The following is a 544-nucleotide window of genomic DNA, read 5'->3' on the forward strand; positions in this document are numbered from 1 at the left end:
TAACTAGGGCTAGGATATTGGGCTTGTTCATACTTTGTAAGGTTAGAAAGTGACGACTTATTAGATCATATAATTAAAGTAATTGGTATAAATCGCTATTAACGGTTCACAATATCAGTATTGGGACTATTAGCATTAAGAGTAATAGCATTCAAAGTGTCAGACATTAAACAATCCGAAAGATTATTTTTAATAAAGGGTTAGCATAGAGTTAAGCAGGAAGGCGCCTTAATAAGTTTTATCGCGTGATTAAACAGAGTTACAGTATGCGGCCTTATTTATCGTCATGAGTGAATTGCATTAATGGATTACTTCGATGAATAACTCAGGGCGCATGACTTATAAATGAATCGAGTTAATTCTCAATTTCACACTCAAAATTTAGATACAAAAAAACCACCTTAAGGTGGTTTATTGTCTTTAACCAAAGTTTCGATAAACCTTGATTAAAATTGGTATCCCCTAGGGGATTCGAACCCCTGTTACCGCCGTGAAAGGGCGGTGTCCTAGGCCTCTAGACGAAGGGGACCCGGACTTATGATTT

1 tRNA gene is annotated in these 544 nt (G+C 36.6%); it reads right to left on the reverse strand.

From position 1 onward, the window contains the following. Positions 1-453 precede the first annotated feature (453 nt). Positions 454-529 (reverse strand) — tRNA-Glu (locus L2717_RS18115). Positions 530-544: the final 15 nt, after the last annotated feature.

The organism is Shewanella glacialipiscicola, assembly GCF_023283485.1.
GTDB classification, from domain to species: domain Bacteria; phylum Pseudomonadota; class Gammaproteobacteria; order Enterobacterales; family Shewanellaceae; genus Shewanella; species Shewanella glacialipiscicola.